The following is a 22,658-nucleotide window of genomic DNA, read 5'->3' on the forward strand; positions in this document are numbered from 1 at the left end:
ATGTTCAAACACATCGGCTACATCATCATCGCCATATGTTGCACGGGGCCTGTATTGGGGCAGGCCCCACAACCAAAGCCCAATATCGTGGTCATCCTGGCCGACGATATGGGCTTTTCTGATATCGGTTGCTATGGCTCGGAGATCAGTACACCCAATATCGACAGGCTCGCCCGCGAAGGCTTGAAAATGACACAGTTTTATAACGCGGGCAGGTGCTGCCCCTCGCGCGCGGCCTTGCTAACCGGGCTGTACCCGCACCAGGCGGGCTTGGGCGATATGGTAAAATATAAAGGCTCGCCGGCCTACCAGGGTTACCTGAATGAGCACAGCGCAACTATTGCCGAACTACTGAAAGAGCAGGCCGGTTACAATACCATCGTATCGGGCAAATGGCATGTGGGTTTGCAAAAATCGGCGCTGGCTTATAATCGTGGTTTTGATAAATCGTTCACCATGCTCAACAACGGCAGCAGTTATTTTAATTCGGCACCGCTGTATAACGATGGCAGTAAGATCACCTTTATGCTGAACGATCAGGAGATTACCCGGAACGATACGTCCAAATATCTAACGCAAGCCATAACAGATTTCGCTGTCAAATCATTAGAAGAAATCAAAAACGATCAAAAGCCTTTTTTGATGTATGTGGCCTACAACGCCCCGCACTGGCCCATCCAGGCCCTGCCGGGAGATATTGCAAAGTTTAAAGGACAATACCTGGAAGGCTGGGATGCCTTGCGCAAGCAGCGTTATAAAAAGCAGGTGGCCTTGGGTATTATTAAAAAGAGTTGGGCGTTATCCTCCCGGGATAAACGTGCCCCGGCATGGGATTCTCTATCCGAAGAAGATAAAGAAAAATGGGATACCCGCATGGCCATTTACGCCGCCATGGTTTACCGCATGGATGCCTGCATAGGCGAAATTATGGCTAAACTGAAACAACTGGGGAAAGATAAAAACACCATCATCCTTTTCGCATCCGACAACGGCGGAAGTGCCGATGAGGTAAGAAGCCTGAAAACAGTGATCCAGAAGAACGGCGAGCCGGGTTCAGTAAATTCTATCGATAGTTACGAGATACCCTGGGCCAATTTAAGTAACACGCCTTTTAAACTATTTAAGCGCAACACCCACGAAGGTGGGATAGCCACACCGCTGATTGCCTGCTACCCGGGGCATATCAAAGCGGGAAGTACCGGCAGCAATGTAGGGCACCTGATCGATCTGATGCCTACCTGTTTGGAGCTGGCCGGGGTAACTTATCCGGCTCAGTTTAAAAACCGGGAACTTACGCCATTGGCAGGTAAAAGCCTCATTCCCGTTTTTACAGGCAAGAAAAATAACGTGGAACGCACACTTTTTTGGGAGCATGAGGGCAGCCGCGCCATCCGTAAAGGCAAATGGAAACTGGTTGCAGAACCGAAACAGCCCTGGGAACTATACGATCTCGAAGCAGACCGTTCTGAAATGAATAATCTGGCTGCAAAATATCCCGCAAAAGTTATTGAACTTGAAAGAGAACATAAGGCCTGGGCGGATAAAGTAGGTGTAGTTGATTGGGAAAGGATAAAGGATTTGTAGCCTGAATTATTAATGACCATTATATCGCCTTTATTAGAAGGACTTTTTTATTGACTACTCTCAACGATATAGTTAGTATTCGTAATTGGTTTGATTAAAGCATAGGCAGTGTCAAAGTTAAATCGGCCGACAGTGGTCGATATATTATACTTATCCGGCGTGAGATGTGTTGAATTCTTTCTGTTTAGGTTAATGGAAATATATGCTTAAGTTCTATTATCCCCCCCCCAACTTTTCTGCTTGATCCGTTGTTTGCAGCCGGTTATGTTACAATGTTTATCCTTTTTGGTGTGATGCTTAAAGTGTACTTTTGCGCCTATGCCCGTACGCCATAAACTTTATTTTGCCTCTGATTTTCATTTAGGCGCCGGCGGCTACGCCGCCAGCCGTACACGCGAAGACCGGATTATACGCTGGCTTGATATGATTAAGCACGATGCCGCCGAAATTTTTCTGGTAGGTGATGTTTTTGATTTCTGGTTTGAGTATAAAACAGTTGTGCCCAAAGGCTACATCCGTTTTTTAGGCAAACTGGCCGAGTTAAGTGATGCCGGGATAAAGATTTATATGTTTAAAGGCAACCACGATATGTGGATGTTTGATTATTTTGAAAAGGAGTTCGGTGCAACCATTATCAGTAACGAACTGAAAATTGAACGCGGCGGCAAAAAATTCTTTATTCACCATGGCGACGGTCTTGGGCCGGGCGATAATTTTTATAAACTCTTAAAAAATTTTTTTCGCAGTCCGTTTTGCCAGTGGCTGTTTGCGCGCATCCACCCAAACCTTGGCGTAGGCATAGCGAATAACTGGAGCCAGCACAGCCGCGATACCAACGAGAAAAAAGACAACCCCAAACCCGGCGAACAGGAATGGCTGGTGCAATTTTGCCGCGAAGAACTGCGAACCAATTTTTACGATTACCTGGTTTTCGGTCACCGGCACCTGCCGCTTGATGTACAGCTAACACCCGGAAGCCGCTATATTAACCTTGGCGAATGGGTTAATTACTTTAGCTATGCCGTTTTTGACGGGACCGAACTGAAGCTGGAGTACTTTGAAGCTTCGGTTAATGGTTCGTATATCATGGTTCATGGTTTATAGATCACATGATGGGTCAATTTGGGACAAGCTTATCAGGAACTTTCTTAAACCATGATCTATGAACCATCAACTATGAACCTAACAATCTATCCACTATAAACTAAAAATTACGTACCTTTACACACTTTTTTGCAGCAGGTTTGTAAACCGCCCCGAAACGTTAAGTTTTTGATAAGCAGGTTAGATATCAACAGCTTAGCTGCATTTATATTTTTACTATTATGTTAGATAAATTAGAGCTGATATACGACCGCTGGAAAGATGTTGAAGGCCAATTGAGCAGCCCGGATGCCATGCAGGACATGAAACGTTTTGCCCAATTGAATAAGGAATATAAAGATTTGGCTAAAATTGTTGACCAGTATTATATATACCGCAATATTTTAAGCAATATCGATACCAACAAAAACATCCTCGCTACCGAAAAGGACGAGGAGTTTAGGGAAATGGCTAAAATGGAACTTGACGAACTGTTAACCCAGCAGGATGCCAAGGAAGAAGAAATCCGCCTGATGCTGATCCCTAAAGATCCGGAAGATTCGAAAAACGCTATCGTCGAGATCCGCGGCGGTACCGGCGGCGACGAGGCAGCACTTTTTGCAGGCGACCTGTACCGCATGTACATGCGCTATTGCGAAAAGCGCGGCTGGCGTACCGAGCTGGTTGATTACACAGAAGGCACCAGCGGCGGCTACAAAGAGATTGTGTTTAACGTAAATGCCGAAGATGCTTACGGTACTTTAAAATACGAATCGGGCGTACACCGGGTACAACGCGTGCCTGATACCGAAACCCAGGGCCGTGTGCATACTTCAGCGGCATCGGTAGTGGTTTTGCCGGAGGTAGACGAGTTTGATATCGATTTGCAGGTTAGTGATATTCGTAAGGATCTTTTCTGTGCCTCAGGGCCGGGCGGGCAATCGGTAAACACCACCTACTCGGCAGTAAGGTTAACCCACATCCCTACAGGTATAGTAGCTCAATGCCAGGACCAGAAATCGCAATTAAAAAACTACGACAAGGCGTTACAGGTATTGCGTTCGAGGGTGTACGAAATGGAATTGCAGAAGCACCTTGAAGAGACATCCAAAAAACGCAAAACCATGGTATCAACCGGCGACCGATCGGCTAAGGTACGTACTTATAACTACCCGCAGGGCCGTTTAACCGAGCACCGCATTGGTTTAACGATCTATAACCTCCCCGGCGTATTAAATGGTGATTTGCAGGAAATACTGGAATCGCTGCAATTTGCAGAGAATGCCGAGAAACTGAAAGAAGGTACGGTAGCGTAAGCCGATGTTAGTTGGAATTAGAAACTTGCAGTTATTTTGCTTTTTGTCTGAAACCCGAATTTGCGTGAATTATTAGAATTATGAATTGGCAGGCATTCTGTAAATCCACAATTTCTATAAATCGGGGTTCAGACAATATTCTGCTAATCCTAAAATTCTGTAAATTCTGATTCAGACAATTAAATATTAAAATAAGTTCATGTTCCATTTTTGCAAGTACGTTACCGGCGCAGCCTTATCAGCAGTATTATTATTTAACTATCCGGCCTTGGCGCAGCAATTGCCTGCAGCCGAAGCAGCCCCGCCAAAAGCATGGCACCTGCTTGATTTAAAGGAGACCGGTTACTACGGTGTAAGCCTGAAGCAGGCCTACCTGTTTGTGAAAGCAAAAAAGAGCAAGCCCGTGGTGGTTGCTACGATTGATAGCGGTGCTGATACCCTGCAAAAAGACCTGAAGCCGGTACTTTGGGTAAATACCAAAGAAATTCCGGGCAACGGCATTGATGATGACCATAACGGCTATATTGATGATATACACGGCTGGAACTTTTTAGGCGGACCGGATGGTAAAGCAGATTTTACCGAGACTACCGAGGAAGTGCGTGAATACAACAGGCTGAAAGGGAAATATGATATAATAACCGATTCGGCGGCGGCTGAAAATAAGAAAGAATATGCGTATTGGCTGCGTGTTAAAACGGTTCACGATTCTACAGTGAATAAGGCCAATACCGAGATTGCTCAGCTTTCGCCGGTAATGAACGCTTTGATGGTTACCAGCGGGTATATTAAGCGCAGTTTGAACCTGCCGGCCAACGGTACTTTTACCAGGGCCGACCTGGTGCGTGTTAAAGCCGCCAACGATACCCTGAGCCAGAGCAAATATGTTTGGGAATCGGTTTTCATGCAGGAGGGGCCCGGCGCCGACAATGCCAGGATCATTAAAGACCTGAGCGAGTACCTGGCCAAACTGAATAACGATATCTCGCCCGACCTGACCTCCCGCAAACGCATTGTAGGCGACGATCCGGATGTGATGGATGGCAAACCTTACGGAAACAACATCCTGAAATTTGCCGATGCGGCCCACGGAACCGGTGTTGCCGGGTTGATTGGCGCGGTACGTAACAACAACTACGGCATTAATGGCGTGGCAGATAATGTTAAGCTCATGATCATTAAAGCGGTACCAAACGGCGATGAATACGATAAGGATATAGCCAACGCCATTCGCTACGCGGTTGATAACGGCGCGAGGGTGGTTAATATGAGCTTCGGTAAAAAGATCTCCCCGCATAAGGAGTGGGTTGACGCGGCTTTTAAATACGCCGCATCAAAGAATGTTTTACTGGTGATGGCTGCCGGTAATGACAATAAAGATATGGACACCGAACCGGAGTTCCCGAACGATACTTTTTTAGATGGATCGGCAACGGATGCGGATAATGTGATCAGCGTAGGCGCCTCGGGCCCCAGAAAGGGGCAAAACCTCGCGGGCGATTTTTCGAACTACGGTAAAAAAAACGTGGATGTTTTCGCGCCGGGTGTAAAGGTAACATCCATTACCACCGACGCCGAAACAGCTACCGAAGATGGCACCAGTTTCGCATCGCCAATTACGGCCGGTATAGCCGCTTTAATACTGGAATATTATCCTAACCTGAGCGCCAGGCAGCTTAAGGAAGCTATTTTAGGTTCGGCCACACCGCTTACTACTACCGTGGTGTTAAAGCCCGGCAGCAAAACCGAAAAGGTGAATTTTACAACACTCTCAAAAACAGGAGGTATAGTAAATGCTTATAAAGCGCTGCAACTGGCCTCCAAAATGAAACCGGAGCTTGCAGGTAACTAATTCGTTGATTGTTAAGGAGATTGTTTGCAATGAATAATCTCCTTAACTATCAACCTTTTACCTTTCGCCTTTAACCTTTCATCCTTCAAAAAAGGCAAAATTAAAAAACACTTTTCAGTTATGGTATTTTTGCCTACATTTGCGGGCTAATTGTTGCTCATTGAAATCGCTTAAAAAATATTCGATTCCCTTTACGGGGCTTAAACTGGGGAAACACCTGTTTGAGTATGACATACAGGATGATTTTTTTGACGGGTTTGAATATTCGCTCGTTAAAAAAGCAACCCTGCACTGTGAAATTGAACTGGATAAGCAGGAAACTATGCTGATCCTGAATTTTAAGATAGATGGCACAGTTGAAACCACCTGCGACAGGTGTTTGAAAGCATTACCCATTCAGCTCGATATTACCGAACAGCAGATAGCCAAGTTTAGTGATGAAGAGATTGATGAGGATGAAGAGATTATAACACTGGGCAAAAACGATCATGAGATTGACGTTGCCGGGTTGATATATGAATATATTAACGTTGCAGTGCCGTTTATATCTATATGCGGCGAGGGTAATACCTCAACCTGCGATCAGGAGATGCTTGATAAGCTGAAAAGTTTATCAGCAAATGGTGAACAAAGTGAGCAAACAGACCCACGGTGGGATGCGCTCAGGAACATGAATAAATAATTAATTTAGGATATTATGCCACATCCAAAGCGGAAATTTTCGAAATCAAGGAGAGATAAACGCAGAACTCATTACAAAGCGGAAGCTCCATCTTTAACTACTTGCCAAACTACAGGTGCAATACACTTGCCTCACCGCGCGTATACTGTTGATGGTAACGTTTACTACAACGGTAAAGTACTTATTGAGAAAGCAGCAGTAGCCTAAGCTAAATTTTCTGAAAATGAAGATTGGCTTGGACATTATGGGCGGTGATTACGCTCCCAAAGCAGCTGTTTTAGGAGCTATCGAAGCTTATAAGGCTTTATCGGCCGACCAGAAGCTGGTACTTATTGGCGATAAGGAAGTTACAGTAAATATTCTTCAGGAAAACGGTGTTAGCCCCGACCACTTCGAATTTGTACACACAACCGAAGTTATTGGCATGGGCGAGCACCCAACCAAAGCTATTGTTCAGAAACCTGATTCAAGTATTTCAGTTGGTTTCCAGCTGTTAAAAAATAACCAGATCCAGGCTTTCTCATCAGCTGGAAACACAGGTGCCATGCTTGTTGGCTCTATGTTCAGCGTAAAAACTATCCCGGGTGTTGTACGCCCGGCTATGACAACTATTGTACCCAAACTTAAAGGAGGTTTGGGTATTTTGTTGGATGTAGGTGCCAATGCCGATTGTAAACCCGATGTGCTTGTTCAGTTCGGTGTGCTCGGCAGCTTGTTCGCTCAATCTGTTTATGATATGAGTAACCCGAGGGTTGCCCTTATCAATATTGGCGAAGAGGAAGAAAAAGGCAATTTACTTTGCCAGGCTACCTACCCTTTAATGAAAGAAACAAAGTTGTTTAACTTTGTAGGCAATGTTGAGGGGCGCGACCTGTTTAGCGAAGGCACCGACGTGTATGTATGCGATGGTTTTACAGGCAATATCATATTGAAGCTGGCAGAATCGTTTTACGTTATCACCCGTAAAAAGGGGCTTAAAGACGAGTTTTTTGACAGGTTTAATTATGAGCAATACGGTGGCAGCCCTATTTTGGGCGTAAACGCGCCGGTTGTGGTTGGTCACGGCATCTCGAGCCCCGAGGCCATTAAAAACATGGTACTGCTATCAAGGAACATGGTAGAAAGTAATCTTGTGGATAAAATAAAACAAGCATTCCAGTAATTTTATAAAGATGAGTAAAATTCATGCCGCTATTACCGCTGTACATGGTTACGTTCCCGACTATGTATTAACCAACCAGGAACTGGAAACAATGGTTGATACCAACGACGAATGGATTACCAGCCGTACCGGTATCAAAGAGCGACGCATATTGAAAGGCGAAGGCCTTGCTACATCTGATATGGCGGTCCCGGCCGTTACCCAGCTTTTAAAGAAGCGCGGTATCGGTGCCGATGAGATCGATCTTATCATCTTCTGTACTACCACCCCCGATATGATTTTCCCGGCTACGGCCAACGTTTTAGCCAACAAAATTGGCGCTAAAAACGCCTGGGGATTTGATTTGCAGGCAGCCTGCTCCGGGTTTCTTTACGGCTTAACATCGGGCGCGCAGTTTATTGAAAGCGGCAAGCACAAAAAGGTACTGGTTGTGGGCGGCGATAAAATGTCGTCTATAGTGAATTATAAAGATCGCGCCACCTGCATTATTTTTGGCGATGGCTGCGGCGCCGTTTTATTGGAGCCTAATGATGAAGGTAACGGCCTGATCGACTCTATACTGAAAAGCGATGGCGCGGGCGGTCAGTATCTTAACCTTAAAGCCGGCGGTTCATTAAAACCTGCAAGCCATGCTACCATTGATGCCGGCGAACATTTTGCCTACCAGGAAGGCCAGGCGGTGTTTAAATTTGCGGTAACCAACATGGCCGATGTGGCTCACGAGGTTATGGAGCGCAACCACCTTACGGGCGAAGATGTTGCCTGGCTGGTACCGCACCAGGCCAATAAGCGCATTATTGACGCTACTGCCAACCGCACAGGCATCAGCCCCGAAAAGGTGATCATTAATATTGAACGTTACGGCAATACCACCAACGGTACCATCCCGCTTTGCTTATGGGAATGGGAAAGCAAGTTTAAAAAAGGCGATAACCTTATTTTAGCAGCTTTTGGCGGTGGCTTTACCTGGGGTTCGGTATATTTGAAATGGGCTTATTAATTTCGGATGTGCAGATTTTAGATGTGCAGGTGTGCAAATTCAGTTTTTAAGTACATTTGCAGCATAAAATAAAACATCCGTAAAAAGCACCTGTTTACAAGGAAGTGTATAATCCGGATCACAACAGCAATTCGATCCAGTAATTAATTAACATATAATATGCACATCTGCACATTTGCATATCTGCACATTTAATATATAATTTAGGTATAAAACTGTCCAAAACCAATTAATCCTTCAACATGGATATTAAACAAATTCAGGACCTTATTCGCTTTGTTTCAAAATCGGGCGTAAATGAAGTATCGATCGAGCAAAAAGACTTTAAGATCACAATAAAAACCAACGAGGTTCAGCCTACGGTAGTACACGCAACTATCCCGGCAGTTACCCAACCGGTTACACCTGTGTTACCTGCCGCTCCTGCACCTGCTCCAACCGAGCCTGCAGCTCCGGCCGCTCCTGATACATCGAAATACATTACCGTAAAATCACCAATGATTGGTACTTTTTACCGTTCGGCCGGTCCGGATAAGCCTATGTTTGTAAATATCGGCGACGAGATCAAGCCGGGCAGCGTGGTATGTATCATCGAAGCCATGAAATTATTCAACGAGATTGAATCGGAAGTTTCGGGCCGCGTAGTAAAAGTACTTGTTGACAACGCCTCACCTGTTGAGTACGATCAACCACTGTTTTTAGTAGAACCAGTTTAATTGATGTGCGGATGTGCAGATTATCAATGTGCAGATGAATGCGATAAGTCATCTGCATATTGATAATTTGCCCTGTTCATTGAATTTATCATATTCGTTTTTTCATCTGCATATTTGCACATCTGTAATTTGCACATTAAAGAAAAACCATGTTTAAAAAAATACTAATAGCTAACCGTGGCGAGATTGCCCTTCGTGTTATCCGTACCTGTAAAGAGATGGGTATTAAAACGGTAGCTGTATATTCAACCGCCGATCGTGATAGCCTTCATGTGCGCTTTGCCGATGAAGCTGTTTGTATCGGTCCGCCGCCAAGCCGCGATTCATACTTAAATATCCCTAACATCATCTCGGCTGCCGAATTAACCAACGCGGATGCGATCCACCCAGGTTATGGCTTCCTTTCTGAAAACGCCAAGTTTTCGGCTATCTGTGCCGAGTATGGTATCAAGTTTATCGGCGCTACCGCCGAGCAGATCAACCAGATGGGGGATAAGGCTTCGGCTAAAGATACGATGAAAAAGGCTGGTGTGCCTATCGTTCCCGGTTCGGAAGGTTTGTTAACCGATGTTAAGCAGGGTATCTCTATCGCCAACAAAATTGGCTATCCTGTGATATTAAAAGCTACTGCCGGTGGCGGTGGCCGTGGTATGCGTATTGTTTGGAAAGACGAAGAGTTTGAAAACGCCTGGGATTCGGCACGTGCCGAGTCTGGCGCGGCTTTCGGTAACGATGGCCTGTATCTTGAAAAATATGTTCAGGATCCACGCCATATCGAGATCCAGGTGGTGGGCGACCAGTTTGGTAAAGTTTGCCACCTTTCTGAGCGCGATTGCTCTATCCAGCGCCGTCACCAGAAGCTGGTTGAGGAAGCGCCTTCGCCCTTCATGACCGAAAAACTTCGTAAAAAAATGGGTGAGGCCGCTATTAAAGGCGCTAAAGCCGTTAATTATGAAGGTGCGGGTACTGTAGAATTTTTGGTTGATAAAGACCGTAACTTCTACTTTATGGAGATGAACACCCGTATCCAGGTGGAGCACCCGGTTACCGAAGAAGTGATTAACTTCGATTTGATCAAAGAACAGATCAAGGTTGCCGCGGGCATCCCGATATCAGGTAAAAATTACGAGCCAACCATGCACGCCATTGAGTGCCGCATCAATGCCGAAGATCCGTTTAACGGCTTTCGCCCCTCGCCTGGTAAAATTACCAATTTTCACTCGCCGGGTGGCCATGGCGTACGTATAGATACACACGTGTATTCGGGCTATATTATCCCGCCAAACTACGATTCGATGATTGCCAAGGTAATTTGCGTGGCTCAAACCCGCGATGAAGCTTTAAGCACCATGGAGCGCGCCCTGAGCGAGTTTGTGATAGAAGGTATCAAAACCACTATTCCATTCCATTTAAAATTATTGAAGGATCCTAACTTCCGTGCGGGTAACTTTACCACCAAGTTTATGGAAACGTTTGAAATTTAAAATATCAAATTCAAACTATCTTCATATAAAAAAACGTAATTAGCGCAATAGCGTTTATACAGCGGTATTTATTACAATGAGCGAAAACAAGATCATCAAGGCCATAAAAGATAAAGGGAAAACGTTAGAGGCGGAAATGTCGTTCTTTGATCACCTTGAAGCTTTAAGATGGCACCTGGTACGTGCTTCGGTAGCCATTGTAATATTTACCTCTGTTGTTTTTTATTACTACGATTGGATCTTTGATACCATTATCATGGGCCCGAGTAAGTCTACCTTCTGGACTTACCGTATGTTATGCAAAATTGGCGCGGCATTGCATCGCGATGGTTTTTGCATAAACAATGTACACGTTAAGCTGATCAATACTGAAATGGCGGGTCAGTTTACGCTCGAAATCAATTCCGCATTAATTATTGGTATCACTATGGGGATACCTTACCTTATATGGGAGATTTGGCGCTTTATCAAGCCTGCTCTTCATGACGCGGAGCGCAAAGCCGCTACCGGCTTCGTATTTTATGCCTGTTTACTTTTCTTTACAGGTGTTTTATTTGGTTATTTTGTGATCACGCCAATGTCTATCAACTTTCTTTCAGGTTTTACTGTAAGTTCTGCTATTCAAAACCTGTTCGATGTTGATTCTTATATTTCATCAGTAGCTACTTTAACCCTTGCCACCGGTGTAGTGTTTCAATTGCCTATTATCGTTTACATATTGGCCAACCTCGGCGTCATGACCCCTAAATTCATGAAAGAGACCCGCCGTTATGCCATTGTAGTGATCCTGATTATCGCCGCGGTGGTAACCCCAACGCCGGATATGCTGACCATGACCGTGGTAAGTATCCCGTTGTTTGTCTTATATGAGGTAAGTATTATAGTTGCCGGCCTTGTTGAAAAACGCAGGATCAAAAAAGAGCAGGAATTGAATAAGGCTTAAACCGCCCTTTTTAAATCAGCCCTTCCATCTTAAACTCAGGTTTTTTTTCTTGTGGTGATAAACAGGTGAGATACGCACATTTTCTGCTGCTGTTTAACCTTTTTATAACAACTTAGTTACCTTTGAAAAACAGTAAAACGTTATATTTTTGAAAAAATGAAAGAAGGACTTAAGATTGCTATCGGTTCAGACCACGCGGGGTTTGATTATAAGCAAATTTTAATAGAGGAACTGTCATCAGTCGAGGTGAAGGACTTCGGCACTTACTCGGCCGAATCAGTTGACTATCCGGATTTTGCGCACCCTGTAGCCGGGGCTGTGGAGAGTGGCGATTGTAATCTGGGTATTCTGATTTGCGGTGCAGCTAACGGCGTAGCCATAACAGCTAACAAACACCAGGGCATCCGCGCAGCCATTTGCTGGAAGGAAGAGATAGCAGTACTGGCGCGAAGCCATAACAACGCCAATATAGTTTGCATACCGGCCCGCTTTGTTACCCCCGAAGAAGCAAAGGCGATAGTGAATACATTTTTAAATACCGAATTTGAAGGCGGCAGACATGATACCCGGATAGGGAAAATTGCGTGCGCGTGATTTGAGGTGAAAGGATAAAGTAAAAGGCAAAAGGATAAAGGCGAAAGGTAAAAGGTTGTTCCCGTTTTAATATGATAATGCAGCTCCCTTTTACCTTTATCCTTTCAGTTTTAACCTTAAGTCGCAGCTACCTTTCGCCCTTAGCCTTTCAGCTTTTACCTTAAAAAAACTATTAACTAAAAGAATGAATAAATTACCCTTATTGATCCTCGCGCTGGCATCGGCTACGGCGGCCTGTGCACAGCAAAACAAAACGGCTATGAAATATGCCGGGTTAATTACTGCCGAGGATGCAAAAAAACACTTAAGTATCCTCGCTTCTGATGCCTTTGAAGGCCGCGAAACAGGAAAGCCCGGCGCCGAAAGAGCTGCCAACTATATAGCAGGCGAGTTCAAAAAGTTAGGCTTGCAGGGCCCTGTTAAGGGGTCGTACTTTTTTGATGTGCCGCTTACCGAAAACGGGTTAAAAGTTAACGCGTTTACCGTTAACGGCAAAGCTTTTCAGTTTGGTGCCGACTTTTATTTTGGCGGCTCGTTAGCGGATAAAAGCACATCGGTAAATGACATTGTGTTTGTTGGCTACGGCACCGAAGAAGAAATAGGTACTACTGACCTTGCGGGTAAAATTGTACTTTGGATAAACGAAGATAAACCGGTAGCAGGCGCCACGCCAAACACCAGTTACCGCATGACTGCAGCACGCACCAAAATAGTTAAGGCGTTACAGGCTAAAAAGCCTGCCATCATATTGGCTGCCAACCCGGGTATTGCTACAGTGCTTAGCCGTTTTGGTAAAAGCATCACCAGTCCGCGGTTAACTATCAAAGAAGAAGGCAGCAAACCTGCAAATCCTGATGCTCCTGTTATTAACATTACCCTGGCTGTTGCCGATGAGCTGGTAAAGCCAACCGGTAAAACTTATACCGATTTAAAATCAGCTGCCGCCGCCGGGGTAGTTCCTGCATCGGTTATTAAAAACGATGTGGTGATTAACTACGCCAGTGTTAAAAAAGATGTAAAAGCAGTAGATGTATTAGGCTACATGCCGGGTACCGACCTGAAAGATGAAGTATTGATTTTCTCCGCTCACTACGATCATATCGGCCTGGTGCAGGATGAAAAAGCAAAAGATAAAGTAAATAACGGCGCCGACGATGATGGTTCGGGCACAACCGGTATCCTTGAAATTGCCAGGGCCTTCTCTAAAGCAAAAAAAGATGGTCACGGTCCGCGCCGCAGCATCCTGTTTTTAGGCAATGTTGGTGAGGAAAAAGGGTTATTGGGTTCTGAGTATTATTCAGATCATCCTGTGTTCCCGCTGGCCAATACCATTACCGATTTAAATATCGATATGATTGGCCGCGTGGGTGAAGAATACATTGGCAAGCCCGATTCTGCTAATTATGTATACCCTATTGGCTCGGCAATGCTGAGCAAAGAGCTGCACCAGATAGGCGAAGACGCCAATAACACGTACACCAGGCTGAAATTGGATTACAAGTACGATGACCCTAACGATCCTAACCGTTTTTACTACCGCAGCGATCATTACAACTTTGCCAAACACGGCGTACCCATCATCTTCTACTTTAACGGTGTACACGCCGATTACCACCAGCCGGGCGATGAAGTAAGCAAAATTAACTTTCCGCTGTTAGCTAAACGTGCCCAATTGGTATTTTACACAGGTTGGGAACTGGCCAACCGCGATAAACGCCCGGTTGTTGACGGAAATGCGGGGAAAGAGTAATTGTTAGTGGGTGATTGATTGGGTTGATTAGGTGAATGGTTATCTCACTACAATAACAAAACAGAAAAGGTGCACAATGTGCGCCTTTTGCTGTTTATAGATAATAGCTACTATCTACTGTGGGTTTAGCGCAGCGTAACCCGTGGGAATAACAGGTTAAGTTGAAAACTTAACCCCATTGATCACTGAAGTTGAAAACTTCAATGATTTTACACTACTGGTTACGCTAAACCCGCGGCAGATTGTTTTTTGTTTAAGAGCTGTTAAAACCATCTCCTCATCCAGATGTTCCTAAACAAAAACTACCCACTCAATCAACATAATCAACCATTCAGTAAACAATAAAAAAACAAAACCCTATTTTCGCATATATGGGAGTAACCTCGGAAGAATTCCTGGTAAAATCAGAGGAAAAAGCCTTTGATGCCGATCATCGCCGCATTATCAATTTTAATATCGACCGGTACAATACGGCCGTAGCCCGCGGCTTGTCGCGTGTTATTAATCTGGATAATGCCAAAAAGAAGGGGCATGTGATTAAGTGGAAGGTGATGGAAAACCTGGATAAATTTCTTCCCGAGTTTGAAGCCAATTTTCAAAAACGGGGCGGCAAGGTGATCTGGGCCAATGATGTGCAGGAGGCCCAGCGCGAGATCCTGAACATCATTCAAAAAGCGGGTGCAAAAACCGTGGTGAAATCCAAGTCGATGGTTACTGAAGAAATTCATTTGAATGAGTTTTTGGAGAGCAATAACATCGAATCGCTCGAGACAGACCTGGGTGAATACATTGTACAACTGCTTGGCCAGAAGCCATACCATATAGTTACGCCGGCCATGCACCTGAGCAAAGAGGACATAGCTAAACTTTTCCACGAAAAATTTGGCACCCCGCCAGATGCCACACCCGAGCAGGTAACTCAAAAAGCCCGCGAATTGCTTCGCGAAAAATATGTACAGGCCGATGTGGGTATTACCGGCGCTAACTTTTTGCTGGCTGATACCGGCAGCATCGCCATCAGCGAAAACGAGGGTAACGCCCGTTTGTGCACAACCTTTCCTAAAATACACATTGCCATTGTCGGCATCGAAAAAATTATCCCTTCAATTACCGATCTTGATTTGTTTTGGCCAATGCTGTCAACCCATGGCACCGGGCAAAACCTTACGGTTTATAATACCATATTAAGCGGCCCACGCAAGCAGAACGAAACTGACGGACCCGAAGAAATGTATGTGGTTTTGCTGGATAACGGCCGCACTAACCTGCTGGCTCAAAAAGATCAGCGCCAGGGTTTGTATTGCATCCGCTGCGGCGCTTGTTTAAACGGCTGCCCGATTTATAAGAATATAGGAGGGCATACTTATGCTACCACCTACAGCGGACCGATAGGCTCCATCATTACGCCGCACACGCAGGGTATGGAAGATTTTAAACACCTCAGTTATGCATCCAGCCTGTGCGGCAAATGTACCGAGGTATGCCCCGTTAAAATAGATATCCACAAAATGCTGCTGCTTAACCGGCGCGACGCGGTTAACGAAAACCTGGTAACCAACAAGGAACGCTGGGGCTGGGCTATCTGGAAAAAAGGGATGCTGAAACGCAGTATAGCCGACTTTTTTGGTGGCGGCATGAAAAACTTCCTGCTTAAGATCTTTTTTAAACATACCTGGGGGCATTTGCGCGAAATGCCTAAGATAGCCGATAAGTCGTTCAGTAAACAGTGGCAGGAGATGCACAAACGCGAACCGGAAGATTAAAGCTATGCGTAAAGTAATACTGAACCTCGCGGTAAGCCTTGATGGCTTTATAGAAGGCCCAAACGGTGAGTATGACTGGTGTTTTAATGACCAGGATTATGGGTTAACGGAGTTTTTTAACGCCAGCGATGCCATTTTTGCTGGCCGTAAAAGCTACGAGCTCATCATGAATACCGATCCTGCTATGTTTGCGGGGATAAAGCTGTACGTGTTTTCAGATACCATCAACCAATCCCCGGCCAACAATGTTGAGTTTATCGGTTCTGCTGATTTTAAGGAACGTGTTGAGCAGATCAGGGAACAGGAAGGAAAAAATATCTGGCTTTTTGGCGGCGCGGGCCTGGTATCGGCATTTATTAAGCATCATCTTATTTCAGAACTTTTATTATCAGTTCATCCAATTATTTTAGGAGCAGGAAGATCGCTTTTTACAGATATTAACGAACGGGTACACCTGGTGCTGCTTGGCAGCGAAACATTTTCGAGCGGGTTGATCCAGCTGCGGTATGCCATGAAACCTAAGTTTGATTTGGGTATGCTTGAAGGGATGTAATTAACCAAAACGATTGTCATTTGTATGAACGGGCCTGCAGGTTTTATTCGATCGCTATCACCACAAATTCTTTTTGCATCTCTTTTACCCTTGCTGCTATGCGTTTAATGAACAGGTAATTGGCTGTGCCGCCAATTACAGCGCCCACAACAGGTACAAGGCGCTCGGCAGTTCGGGTACCCAATATCATGAGCATCCGCTCGGCAATGCCCTCCATCATACTCCGGGTAATGGCTACACCAGCCTCCACTTTTACCGAAGTTGCAACGAGGGCCATAAAATCTTCAAAGCCATTCTCGTAAGTGCCGCGGTAATAATACATAATGCCCATAATAGCCCTGAATTGCTGGGTAATGAGGTTAATAAAATCAAAAGGGATCCCGGCAACCAGCGTAAACATGCCGCCGCTGCCGGCCATAGCGCCTGAGCCTGCAGCCAGGCAGGCGCATTGGTTAATAAAACCATCGATGCCAAGTTTATCAACACCTTTTTTTATTTTAAGCTGATCGATACCGTCGAATATTTTACGGAAGCCTACATGGGCAAGGTTTTCAGTATGCAACCTGAGATCGCTGCCTATTTTATTGAGTTTGATGAGTTTCATGGTGATGAGCACTGTTGTTACATATTGAATAACAACTAATGCAGCAGGCTGTTTGTAAACGAAGGAATTATCTTAACGCCTGTTCAAATTCAATCCGACAAATCATGAAAAAACAGTTGCGGTTAAATAAAGGCTTTTACTGTTTCCATTTAAAACTTTTAATCATCACCGCCATATCCTGTTTAATAAAGTTTAGCACCGGTTGGATGGAATCCAGTCGAGGTTCGCTGTTAAAATACAGCGCTCCGCGGATATAATGATGGGTACTATCGGTAAGGAAAAACTGTGCCGATGATGCCGCGTTACCATCAATGGTGTAGTAAATGCCATAAACCTTTTTCTCGGGGTAATGAATAATCCCTTCATCAATAGATGTCGCCTTTACCGTATGTTTAAACGCAAAGGTGCGCGAATCTTCCACCAGTTCATTAAAATCTTTTTTTGAGTTTACCGGCTGATAGCTTAAATGTAAAGTTGCGTTAAATTGCGGGAACTGCATATTTACCCAACAAGGTTTAGCATTAGCTTTTTTATCAGGCTCGATGAACGCGTACTTAGGATACCTAAAAGTGTAAGGGCAACCGGCGGTATATTCCTGGTACTCTTTTTTAGGGAACACGATGCGGTAAAACCCTCGTGGCTTGGGTGCGTAATCGTGATCTCCTCCGCATGAAGCAAAAAACAAAACAGCTAACGTTACTAAAGCGGCATATTTCATGGATGCTTTTCTTTTGAGGTCCAGATCTCCCATGATTTTTCGGCCTGCAGCACCAGCATTTCGTACCCATTTTTAGTAACGGCTCCCCTCAGGCGACCTTTTCTTAAAAACAGGGTTTCTTCAGGGTTATAAATCAAATCGTACAATATATGGCCCTCTTCAATATAATCATACGGAATAGGCGGGCATTCTTCCACATTGGGATAGGTTCCCAGCGGGGTGGTATTGATGATGATTTTGTGGTGCATAATATGGTGCGGCTTCAAATCCTTAAACAGGATATTATCGTGATGCTGCGTGGGCTTACGCGTGACCACCTTATAGGCGATCCCCAAATTTTCGAGTACACATTTCACAGCCTTGGCTGCCCCGCCATCGCCAAGTACCAGGGCATCGTCATTGCCATCGCCTATCAGGGGTTTTAATGATTGCTCAAAACCATAAATGTCGGTATTATAGCCCTCCAGCCTGAAATCATGATCCTTTACACCTATTTCGCCCGAAAAAGCGGCCTCTATCGGGCTTTGGGCCGTTACGCGGATACAGTTTACTGCACCTGCGGTACGGGCGTCGTGTTCAATCCAGTCAAGGTAAGGCAACACATTTATTTTATGGGGGATGGTAACATTGAGGCCTTTAATGTCGGGATGCTCATCCAGCAAGTCCTGCAAATCCTTAATATGTTCTATCGGGTACAAGTCGTAGTGGCAATCCGTAATACCTTCGGCTTTAAACTTTTCGGTAAAAAACTTTTTCGAAAACGAATGCGAGAGCGGATAGCCTATTAGTCCGTAATGTTTCATTATCAATTTTATATCGATGCAATGCGCTAAAGTAATCAATTATAGCAGTACAACGGCATCTTGTTTTAAGGTACCTGTATCATCCGAAGCCGGGCCTGGTTAAATGAAAATTTTGATTAAATGCCGCTAACCGGCTGTTCTCTGTTTAAATTTCCTTTATTCATTTTTTTAACTCCAATCAAACGGGATTTTTTTCAAATTAAGCAATTCAAAGCATCCTTAAAATTGTAATTTGGGCAGCAATAATGACCCCTGTTAATTTCTATTCCGCTTATCCTGTAAAAAGGATCGTTTTGTGCTGCCTTTTAATATGCTGCCTTTTAAGCGCACTCGCGCAAAAAACAAGTAAACCTGTAAAAGAACCGGTGCTTAAAAAGCTGAAGGGAATGAAAAACCAGGACTCAGCGGCTATGCTTGCCAAACACCTGGTTGATTCGGCACGGAAAAATAAGGATGTTGCCTTTGAGGCAAGGGTGTTATTAGCCAGGGCCTACCAGGCTTACGGCATAGGCAATGAGCGCGATGCCCTCATTTTTGGCCGCGAAGCTACCAGACTGGCTACCCCTGCCGATTCGGTTACGCACGAAAAAGCTCCCATTATGGTGGCTTACATGCTTAGCCGCGAAGCAAAGACAGTTGAGGCGCTGAATGTTGCTTTCAAAATATTAAAAGAATGCGATAATCGGGGATGGAAGGGCCTGAGCATTGACTGTCGCTCCTGCATTGCTGATATTTACCGATCGATAGATAAGCCTAAACAGGCTTTACTTTATGCAGAGCAGGCTGCTAAAGACGCCCAAAGCCTTAAAGACACGGCAGCCTACATATTTGCCCTGAGCAATATCTCCAACATCCTTTCAGGGCACGGCATGGCTACACCGGCTAACCTTGCCAGGTCTACAAGGCTGATGGAGCAGGTGCTTGATGAAAAATACAGGCACTTCCTGTCAGATTTCAGTATTGCCCGTTACCAGGGTAACCTTGGCCGGCTTTACATGATGGCCCACGAGGATGCGCGGGCAGAGAAAATCCTGAACCAATCGTTAGCCTTATCCCGCAAAGGCGATTTTAAAACACTCCAGAAACATAATCTTAACGAACTCATCACCCTATATGTTGACCATCATGAGTTTAAAAAAGCCGTGCTGTATGGAGAGGAGGCCGTTGCAATCCAGCCGGAAGAACAGAGTAACCTTACCATCCAGAAAAACATCTACAACCATTTAACAGATGCCTATGAGGGCCTGGGCGATTATAAAAACGCGTTTAAATACACTAATTTATATCACAGGCTTAAGGATAGCATCAACGCTATTGATCAGGCGCGGGATGCCGATGAGCTGGATAAAAAATACCGCGCCGATAGACGCCTGCTGGTAGCTGCGGGCCAAACCAGGCTGGTAAAAGTACAACGTAACTTTCTGATAGCGCTGGCCGTTATTGTAATTATTGCTTCGGCAATTGGTTACCGGTGGTTTATTGTGAAGAAAAGAAAGGAAGCGGCCCGCCTTGCCGAAGAGCACCGGCAGCTGGAAAAACTCGACGCGCTGAAAACCCGTTTTTTTGCCAATATCAGTCATGAGTTGCGTACGCCATTAACGCTGATTATGGGGCCGGCAGATCAGTTGTTAACCCTCAATACGGCAGATCACGAACAGCAAAACATGCTGCTCACCATATCGCGCAACAGTAAAAAACTGCTCAATATGGTTAACGAATTGCTGGACCTCAGCAAACTCGAATCGGGCAATTTGGAATTGAAATTGAAGCCGGTTGCCCTTGCCTCATTTATTAAAGCGCTTTACCAGGCGTTTGTGTCGGCCGCCGGTTACAAGGAAATTGATTATCGTTTAATCAACTCGGTGGCGCCTACACTTTTTGTATCGCTCGATGAGGAAAAATTTGAGAAAATAGTTAATAATTTAATTGGCAACGCCCTTAAGTTTACACCATACGCCGGTGTTATTACCGTAACGGCTGCTACAGAGGCCAACCGGTTAGAATTTAGCGTATCAAACAGTGGTAAAGGGATCCACCCGGATGACCTGCCCCATATTTTTGACCGTTATTACCAGGGCAAAGCCGAAGATGCCCCCTCGGAAGGGGGTACAGGCATTGGTTTGGCCCTTGTACGCGAATTTACCGAATTAATGGGAGGACATGTTGTTGTTGATGATAATTGGGGTAAAGGCATTGCTTTTAAAATAAGTATTCCTTTCGCTATCGCTCAAATGCCGGAAGGGGAGGAAGGCCTGCCTTCCGCGGATGGTGAAGTGCTGTTGCCGGTTGATACAGCGCTTGATGAAAATGCGCCCATCGTAATGCTGGTTGAAGACCACCACGAAATGGCCGCCTATATAGCCGCGGTGCTAAAGCCACATTACAATTTAATTATCGTAAATAATGGCCGGGAGGCGTTGAATAAGCTGCAGGAGCTAATGGTGTTGCCAAACCTGATTATATCAGATGTAATGATGCCCGAAATGGATGGCTTTACCCTGCTCGAAACCCTGAAGCAAAGCAGTACATATTACAATATACCTGTAATTATGCTTACCGCCCTTGCGCATCAGCGCGATAAGTTAAAAGCGTTGCATATTGGTGTTGATGACTACGTTACCAAACCCTTTTTAAGTACAGAATTACTTGCCCGGGTTGCAAACCTGATTAGCAACGCGAGTTACCGTAACAAAATCAACCAGGAAGAGGCCGGGGAAATGACAGCAGCTCCGGCACCCAAATCTCAAACCAATGAAGCAGAGTCCACACTTTCGCCCGCTGATATGGCCTGGCTTTGGGAACTGGAAGCGGTTGTAAGGAAACATATTGGTAAAACCGATTTTACCCTTGCCGAACTGGGTTATGAACTAAACATCAGCGAACGCCAGTTATTCCGCCGTATAAAAACGCTCACGGGGCTTACTCCCAACAAATATATCCGTGCCATCCGTTTGCAGATAGCCCGCGAAGCTATTGAAAGCGGGAAATACCGTACCCTGGCCGAAGTATCGTACATTGCCGGTTTTGATACGCCGTCTTACTTCAGCAAATTATTTAAAGAACAGTACGGGCGGGATGTAAACGATTTGCTTTAAAGCTTTTAAACGCATGCGTTTAAGTTTTGTTTTTTGCCTTTTATGCTAATTGGCTGTTTTGTTAATGCCGATGGCGGTTTCTTCAAGGTTAATGGCAGTTTTGTTTGGTTGATTCAAGGCATTTTTGTTAGATACAATCCCCGTGAATAATGACCCTGATTTTTAATAGTGATGAACCCGAAGGTTCGCGAAATGACGGCGATACCATACCCACTATAGGGAAGGTAGCCGTAGCGATCTGCCCTAAATGTAACAGTAAGTTTTGCGACAGGATAAAACGCGGTCGTGTTGTTAAATACCTGTTGCCATGGCTTAAGCTTAAACGCTACTATTGTTCCAAATGCCAGAACCGCTTTTACAAGCGTTCATAATTAATTAGTCACCGTTTTTTCTTAATTAGGATAACAATTAGATCGGCCACTCAACCTAAACCTAAAAAACAGGCCCGATTTTAATTGTGCATTGCCGGTTCGCTTACCTTGGGACCGGCTTTGTTGTTTTATTTTGAGGCGTTATCGGCAAATGTACCTACCATTAGCCGGGAATAAAGAAATAGTAACTGTTTATAGTTGAAAACCGGTAGATATCAGATGTGAGGTGATTGATGCACAGGGAAATCGCTTTTAACCTTATCCAGCTAAAAGCAAGCTTCTGTATTCATCATCCAAAGCTGCCCGTCTACGTTTTTGTGGCTTGCTGGCTTTGGATGATGTTTCCCTTTCGATCATAGTTAGGGCCATTTTGGCGATGATATGATAGTTTTGGGCGGCATTTCCTTTCTTTTTTAAAGATGCATCTTCTTTAAAAACAACGTCAAGCGACCAATGGAGGTTATTTTCGATAGCCCAATGACTTCTGACGGCACGGGCGATAACTGAGGGCGTTGCCGGAAGCGAGCTGATGTAATACCTGGTTTCTTCCGATTGCTTTCCGCTCTGCTTATCGGTTCGTTGGCA

General features: G+C 44.9%; 21 protein-coding genes. 17 read left to right on the forward strand and 4 right to left on the reverse strand.

Annotation, left to right across the window (positions count from 1 at the left end; translation table 11 throughout):
* The 15 genes from LX99_RS23550 to LX99_RS23620 all read left to right on the forward strand — a co-directional run bounded on the left by LX99_RS23550 (position 1) and on the right by LX99_RS23620 (position 16,482).
* A complete protein-coding gene (locus tag LX99_RS23550) occupies positions 1-1,584 on the forward strand; it encodes an arylsulfatase (protein WP_109610247.1) in 1,584 nt (527 codons plus the stop codon).
* A 318-nt stretch (positions 1,585-1,902) separates the two neighbouring features.
* The gene (locus LX99_RS23555) at positions 1,903-2,688 is read left to right on the forward strand and encodes a UDP-2,3-diacylglucosamine diphosphatase (protein ID WP_109610249.1); all 786 of its coding nucleotides are present in this window, start codon (positions 1,903-1,905) and stop codon (positions 2,686-2,688) included.
* Between the two features lie 221 nt (positions 2,689-2,909).
* Positions 2,910-3,983 (forward strand): peptide chain release factor 1, encoded by a 1,074-nt coding sequence (prfA, locus tag LX99_RS23560; RefSeq protein WP_109610251.1) that lies wholly within the window; start codon positions 2,910-2,912, stop codon positions 3,981-3,983.
* 199 nt (positions 3,984-4,182) lie between these two features.
* The gene (locus LX99_RS23565; protein ID WP_109610253.1) at positions 4,183-5,835 is read left to right on the forward strand and encodes a S8 family serine peptidase; all 1,653 of its coding nucleotides are present in this window, start codon (positions 4,183-4,185) and stop codon (positions 5,833-5,835) included.
* Positions 5,836-5,995: 160 nt separating this feature from the next.
* Positions 5,996-6,517 carry a YceD family protein gene (locus LX99_RS23570; protein ID WP_022832148.1) on the forward strand — a complete coding sequence of 174 codons (522 nt, stop codon included), beginning with the start codon at positions 5,996-5,998 and terminating at the stop codon, positions 6,515-6,517.
* A 15-nt stretch (positions 6,518-6,532) separates the two neighbouring features.
* A complete protein-coding gene (rpmF, locus tag LX99_RS23575) occupies positions 6,533-6,724 on the forward strand; it encodes a 50S ribosomal protein L32 (protein ID WP_109610255.1) in 192 nt (63 codons plus the stop codon).
* A gap of 16 nt (positions 6,725-6,740) precedes the next feature.
* Positions 6,741-7,679, forward strand: coding sequence for a phosphate acyltransferase PlsX (gene plsX, locus LX99_RS23580; protein ID WP_022832150.1), 939 nt, complete (start codon positions 6,741-6,743; stop codon positions 7,677-7,679).
* 10 nt (positions 7,680-7,689) lie between these two features.
* Entirely contained in the window at positions 7,690-8,679 is a 990-nt protein-coding gene (locus LX99_RS23585; RefSeq protein WP_109610256.1) for a beta-ketoacyl-ACP synthase III, read from the forward strand.
* Between the two features lie 242 nt (positions 8,680-8,921).
* Positions 8,922-9,395, forward strand: coding sequence for an acetyl-CoA carboxylase biotin carboxyl carrier protein (gene accB / locus LX99_RS23590; RefSeq protein ID WP_022832151.1), 474 nt, complete (start codon positions 8,922-8,924; stop codon positions 9,393-9,395).
* A gap of 149 nt (positions 9,396-9,544) precedes the next feature.
* Entirely contained in the window at positions 9,545-10,879 is a 1,335-nt protein-coding gene (accC, locus tag LX99_RS23595) for an acetyl-CoA carboxylase biotin carboxylase subunit (RefSeq protein ID WP_109610258.1), read from the forward strand.
* Between the two features lie 76 nt (positions 10,880-10,955).
* Positions 10,956-11,822 (forward strand): twin-arginine translocase subunit TatC, encoded by an 867-nt coding sequence (tatC, locus tag LX99_RS23600; RefSeq protein WP_022829522.1) that lies wholly within the window; start codon positions 10,956-10,958, stop codon positions 11,820-11,822.
* Between the two features lie 156 nt (positions 11,823-11,978).
* Positions 11,979-12,416: a ribose 5-phosphate isomerase B gene (gene rpiB, locus LX99_RS23605; protein WP_022829521.1), complete on the forward strand. Its 438-nt coding sequence runs from the start codon at positions 11,979-11,981 to the stop codon at positions 12,414-12,416.
* A 184-nt stretch (positions 12,417-12,600) separates the two neighbouring features.
* Positions 12,601-14,166 carry a M28 family peptidase gene (locus LX99_RS23610; protein ID WP_109610261.1) on the forward strand — a complete coding sequence of 522 codons (1,566 nt, stop codon included), beginning with the start codon at positions 12,601-12,603 and terminating at the stop codon, positions 14,164-14,166.
* 371 nt (positions 14,167-14,537) lie between these two features.
* Positions 14,538-15,929 (forward strand): LutB/LldF family L-lactate oxidation iron-sulfur protein, encoded by a 1,392-nt coding sequence (locus LX99_RS23615; RefSeq protein ID WP_109610473.1) that lies wholly within the window; start codon positions 14,538-14,540, stop codon positions 15,927-15,929.
* A 4-nt stretch (positions 15,930-15,933) separates the two neighbouring features.
* On the forward strand, positions 15,934-16,482 hold the full coding sequence (locus LX99_RS23620; RefSeq protein ID WP_109610475.1) for a dihydrofolate reductase family protein: 549 nt from the start codon (positions 15,934-15,936) through the stop codon (positions 16,480-16,482).
* 43 nt (positions 16,483-16,525) lie between these two features.
* On the opposite strand, the gene LX99_RS23625 is transcribed toward LX99_RS23620, so the two are convergent.
* The 3 genes from LX99_RS23625 to LX99_RS23635 form a co-directional block, all read right to left on the reverse strand.
* Positions 16,526-17,086: a hypothetical protein gene (locus LX99_RS23625; RefSeq protein WP_109610478.1), complete on the reverse strand. Its 561-nt coding sequence runs from the start codon at positions 17,084-17,086 to the stop codon at positions 16,526-16,528.
* Positions 17,087-17,222: 136 nt separating this feature from the next.
* Positions 17,223-17,804: a gliding motility lipoprotein GldD gene (gene gldD / locus LX99_RS23630; protein WP_109610481.1), complete on the reverse strand. Its 582-nt coding sequence runs from the start codon at positions 17,802-17,804 to the stop codon at positions 17,223-17,225.
* The gene (locus LX99_RS23635; RefSeq protein ID WP_022832738.1) at positions 17,801-18,607 is read right to left on the reverse strand and encodes a shikimate dehydrogenase family protein; all 807 of its coding nucleotides are present in this window, start codon (positions 18,605-18,607) and stop codon (positions 17,801-17,803) included. The genes gldD and LX99_RS23635 overlap by 4 nt, the downstream gene beginning before the upstream one ends.
* Before the next feature lie 386 nt (positions 18,608-18,993).
* Here LX99_RS23635 and LX99_RS23640 point away from each other — a divergent pair, with 386 nt between their 5' ends.
* On the forward strand, positions 18,994-21,702 hold the full coding sequence (locus tag LX99_RS23640; RefSeq protein ID WP_170122781.1) for an ATP-binding protein: 2,709 nt from the start codon (positions 18,994-18,996) through the stop codon (positions 21,700-21,702).
* A gap of 149 nt (positions 21,703-21,851) precedes the next feature.
* The gene (locus LX99_RS23645; RefSeq protein ID WP_109610484.1) at positions 21,852-22,073 is read left to right on the forward strand and encodes a hypothetical protein; all 222 of its coding nucleotides are present in this window, start codon (positions 21,852-21,854) and stop codon (positions 22,071-22,073) included.
* Between the two features lie 258 nt (positions 22,074-22,331).
* Here the strand turns inward: LX99_RS23645 and LX99_RS23650 are convergent.
* Positions 22,332-22,658 (reverse strand): ISAs1 family transposase (locus LX99_RS23650; RefSeq protein WP_109610486.1); only part of this gene is annotated, 327 nt, incomplete at its 5' end.

This window comes from Mucilaginibacter oryzae (genome assembly GCF_003148845.1).
GTDB lineage: Bacteria > Bacteroidota > Bacteroidia > Sphingobacteriales > Sphingobacteriaceae > Mucilaginibacter > Mucilaginibacter oryzae.

Excerpts from the sequence above, each read along its gene's own strand:
- LX99_RS23565 (WP_109610253.1), top strand. The coding sequence starts at position 4,183 with ATGTTCCATTTTTGCAAGTACGTTACCGGCGCAGCCTTATCAGCAGTA.
- LX99_RS23640 (WP_170122781.1), top strand. The coding sequence starts at position 18,994 with ATGAAAAACCAGGACTCAGCGGCTATGCTTGCCAAACACCTGGTTGAT.
- LX99_RS23625 (WP_109610478.1), bottom strand. The coding sequence starts at position 17,086 with ATGAAACTCATCAAACTCAATAAAATAGGCAGCGATCTCAGGTTGCAT.
- LX99_RS23550 (WP_109610247.1), top strand. The coding sequence starts at position 1 with ATGTTCAAACACATCGGCTACATCATCATCGCCATATGTTGCACGGGG.
- LX99_RS23620 (WP_109610475.1), top strand. The coding sequence starts at position 15,934 with ATGCGTAAAGTAATACTGAACCTCGCGGTAAGCCTTGATGGCTTTATA.
- prfA (WP_109610251.1), top strand. The coding sequence starts at position 2,910 with ATGTTAGATAAATTAGAGCTGATATACGACCGCTGGAAAGATGTTGAA.
- accB (WP_022832151.1), top strand. The coding sequence starts at position 8,922 with ATGGATATTAAACAAATTCAGGACCTTATTCGCTTTGTTTCAAAATCG.
- LX99_RS23645 (WP_109610484.1), top strand. The coding sequence starts at position 21,852 with ATGACCCTGATTTTTAATAGTGATGAACCCGAAGGTTCGCGAAATGAC.
- plsX (WP_022832150.1), top strand. The coding sequence starts at position 6,741 with ATGAAGATTGGCTTGGACATTATGGGCGGTGATTACGCTCCCAAAGCA.
- LX99_RS23610 (WP_109610261.1), top strand. The coding sequence starts at position 12,601 with ATGAATAAATTACCCTTATTGATCCTCGCGCTGGCATCGGCTACGGCG.
- accC (WP_109610258.1), top strand. The coding sequence starts at position 9,545 with ATGTTTAAAAAAATACTAATAGCTAACCGTGGCGAGATTGCCCTTCGT.
- LX99_RS23635 (WP_022832738.1), bottom strand. The coding sequence starts at position 18,607 with ATGAAACATTACGGACTAATAGGCTATCCGCTCTCGCATTCGTTTTCG.
- rpmF (WP_109610255.1), top strand. The coding sequence starts at position 6,533 with ATGCCACATCCAAAGCGGAAATTTTCGAAATCAAGGAGAGATAAACGC.
- LX99_RS23615 (WP_109610473.1), top strand. The coding sequence starts at position 14,538 with ATGGGAGTAACCTCGGAAGAATTCCTGGTAAAATCAGAGGAAAAAGCC.
- LX99_RS23555 (WP_109610249.1), top strand. The coding sequence starts at position 1,903 with ATGCCCGTACGCCATAAACTTTATTTTGCCTCTGATTTTCATTTAGGC.
- LX99_RS23585 (WP_109610256.1), top strand. The coding sequence starts at position 7,690 with ATGAGTAAAATTCATGCCGCTATTACCGCTGTACATGGTTACGTTCCC.
- tatC (WP_022829522.1), top strand. The coding sequence starts at position 10,956 with ATGAGCGAAAACAAGATCATCAAGGCCATAAAAGATAAAGGGAAAACG.
- gldD (WP_109610481.1), bottom strand. The coding sequence starts at position 17,804 with ATGAAATATGCCGCTTTAGTAACGTTAGCTGTTTTGTTTTTTGCTTCA.
- rpiB (WP_022829521.1), top strand. The coding sequence starts at position 11,979 with ATGAAAGAAGGACTTAAGATTGCTATCGGTTCAGACCACGCGGGGTTT.